The sequence below is a fragment of the Commensalibacter sp. Nvir genome (assembly GCF_963921845.1).
GTDB lineage: Bacteria > Pseudomonadota > Alphaproteobacteria > Acetobacterales > Acetobacteraceae > Commensalibacter.
In genome coordinates this window covers 1-2,553 of the sequence record NZ_CAWUGZ010000032.1, presented here as the reverse complement: position 1 = coordinate 2,553, position 2,553 = coordinate 1, and the positions used below count along the sequence as shown (strand labels likewise).

Genomic DNA, 2,553 nt, shown 5'->3' with positions numbered 1-2,553 from the left:
CGATTTGGTACAGGGTAAGTATCAACCTACAGTTGATTTAGACGATCCTGCATTCTTAAGAAACACGTTACTAAGCTACACCAAAAAGTGCATGAAGCTTGAACACGAAAATAAGGAACTCAAACCCAAAGCGGAGGCATTATTAATTTTCAGCAATTTTTTTCGTAGATTTGAGAGCTATGTCGATAAGTTTTCGAACAGCTTCCGTCTCTTTTTTAATTCGATTTTCAAATTGAAAATCTTCAATTGCCTGCCACATTTCCGATGGCAATGAAATAGTTTTTCTAATTGGTTTTTCATTTTTATTCATCATACGAGCAGATTAGCACAAATGGTTCATATGCATCAAGAATAAAAATGATGCTTGTAAAATAAATTTATTGAATATATGATTAACTTGCACCAAAGATGCAATGGGGCAAGAGAGGCACCTCTTACCCCAAAGTCAATTAGTCACCTTCTTAAGGGAATTAAGAATTATGTCGAATATTATACCATTTCAATTTGAAAATACAGAAATTAGAGTTGTGAACCAAAATGCCGAGGCTTGGTTTGTAGGGTCAGATGTTGCGAAGGCTCTGGGTTATTCTAAACCAAGAAATGCTATTGCCCAACATTGTAAATCTGCCATTTCTATAGGGGCCCTGAATCAGGGCGCCCTTGATCCACAAACAAAAATCATTCCTGAACGGGATGTTTATCGTTTAATTATGCGATCGAAGTTACCTTCTGCGGAAGCGTTTGAAGAAAAGGTTGTTGGTGAAATATTGCCCTCTATTCGTAAAACGGGGGGCTATATGGCAAGTATTCCCGACGAGACACCAGAGCAAACACTTTCACGCGCTTTATTATTAGCCAAAGATACGATGGACAGGCAAAAACAAGAAATTGCTCAATTAAAACCGAAAGCAGAGGCACTGGAACGGATTGCTGTTTCAGATGGATCCATGTGTATCACGAATGCGGCAAAGGATTTGCAAGTTAGACCTAAAGAGCTGTTTGATTACCTGATTCAGAACGGTTGGATTTATCGCAGGAATGGAAATGCAACTTGGCTAGCGTATCAGAAGAAAATACAACAAGGATTACTGGAACACAAAGTAACGGAGATCTCTTGCGATGATGGAAGTCAAAAGATCATTGAGCAGGCAAAGGTCACCCGCAAAGGCTTAGCTAAGCTTGCCGAGCTTCTCAACCGTAAAGCAGCGTGAGGAGGGGGTGATGGAAAAACAAGCTTATGACGATCTTTCCCTTTCTGCACAAAAAAACTTATACAGTTTCGAAGATGCTCGACTTTCTTCAAAATTAAGTAAAGAACTTTTAATCTTTTCAGAATTATATAAAGATTCTCTCAAAGAAATTTTTAAAATTCTTAAAAATAAAAACTACACAAAAAAGAAAATACGCGTAGATATTTTGAGAGAAAGAATAAACTATCTTACCACTTCATTACGAGAGACATCGGAAGAACTTGATTTTATAGCCATTCGTCTGAAAAATCTTAAATAACCCACAAAGCCACCAAAGCGGTGGCTTTTTGTTAGAAACGCTGTGAAACGAGTTGTTTGCGCTTTGAAGTGTCTAGAACTAATTATGTATGTTTTTTATACTCTTCTATATCTTTGAGTATAGTATCCAAGGGAATATCAAAAATTTTGCCTATGTTAACAATTAAAGAAGGTGACGTAAGATGTTGCGATTTTTCGATACGTCTAATAAAGCTTGGTGACAAATCTAATTTCTCGGCTAATTCTTCTAAGGTTAAGTTTTTCAATTTCCGGTATCTGGCAAATGGATGCTCAAGTTTATTATTTTCATTTTTGTTAAAAAAAACAGCTTTTTCGAGGGTAGATACCCGTTCCATTAATTCCATTATTTTATTAGGCTCATTGGAAAACGATTCTTCCAGCCGATTTAAAATCTCAGCCGTTAAAGATAGTTTTTTTCTTCCAGCTTCTTTTTCGAGTTTTTCTCGCAGATGCTCGGGAAGCCTTAATTGAAATAATGCGTCATTTCTTGCCATTTTTTTTATATAACATAATTTTGATATTGACGATATAGTGACAAAGTGTATATTATATCACCATAAGTAAATCTAAGGAGTGTTAAATGAATTCAGTCGAAAAATATCCTTATTTTAAAAATAGGGGGCAAATGAAGAAAATTCTTCTTACAATTGGAAAAGAACTTTTAAATGATGTCGATGAAGTAGGGCTGGCTCGAGGTTTTAATAGCAGAAGTGCTACATTGAGACGTCTAATTGAAGCTGGAGTAAAAGAGTTTAAACAACAAAAAGCGGCTGAAAATCCCCAAGGATAATAGCCGCCTTTTTTAATGTTCAAATCGCATTGCACTGCGATCCAAAAATTTAATTTCTTTATGAAAGAAAGTATTATGAATACTAACACGCATATTATTGAAAATCAACACCGTGAATTAACCATAGCCCAAACAACTATCAGACAAGACAGTGAAGGTCGTTATTGTCTAAACGATTGTCACAAAGCCTCAGGAATGGGAGATTCTAAAAAACCAAGCGAATGGCTTAGAAAC

At 36.0% G+C, this 2,553-nt stretch carries 4 protein-coding genes; 3 read left to right on the top strand and 1 reads right to left on the bottom strand.

The features are described from left to right. The first annotated feature begins 479 nt into the window (after positions 1-479). On the top strand, positions 480-1,211 hold the full coding sequence (locus AABE15_RS02455) for a phage antirepressor KilAC domain-containing protein (protein WP_338329698.1): 732 nt from the start codon (positions 480-482) through the stop codon (positions 1,209-1,211). Between the two features lie 10 nt (positions 1,212-1,221). Beyond that, complete coding sequence (locus AABE15_RS02450; RefSeq protein ID WP_338329697.1) at positions 1,222-1,509, top strand: hypothetical protein; 288 nt, start codon at positions 1,222-1,224, stop codon at positions 1,507-1,509. 82 nt (positions 1,510-1,591) lie between these two features. Here the strand turns inward: AABE15_RS02450 and AABE15_RS02445 are convergent, their stop codons facing one another. After that, the gene (locus AABE15_RS02445) at positions 1,592-2,023 is read right to left on the bottom strand and encodes a helix-turn-helix domain-containing protein (protein WP_338329696.1); all 432 of its coding nucleotides are present in this window, start codon (positions 2,021-2,023) and stop codon (positions 1,592-1,594) included. Positions 2,024-2,109: 86 nt separating this feature from the next. Here AABE15_RS02445 and AABE15_RS02440 point away from each other — a divergent pair, with 86 nt between their 5' ends. Then, a complete protein-coding gene (locus AABE15_RS02440; protein WP_338329695.1) occupies positions 2,110-2,319 on the top strand; it encodes a hypothetical protein in 210 nt (69 codons plus the stop codon). Positions 2,320-2,553 lie beyond the last annotated feature (234 nt).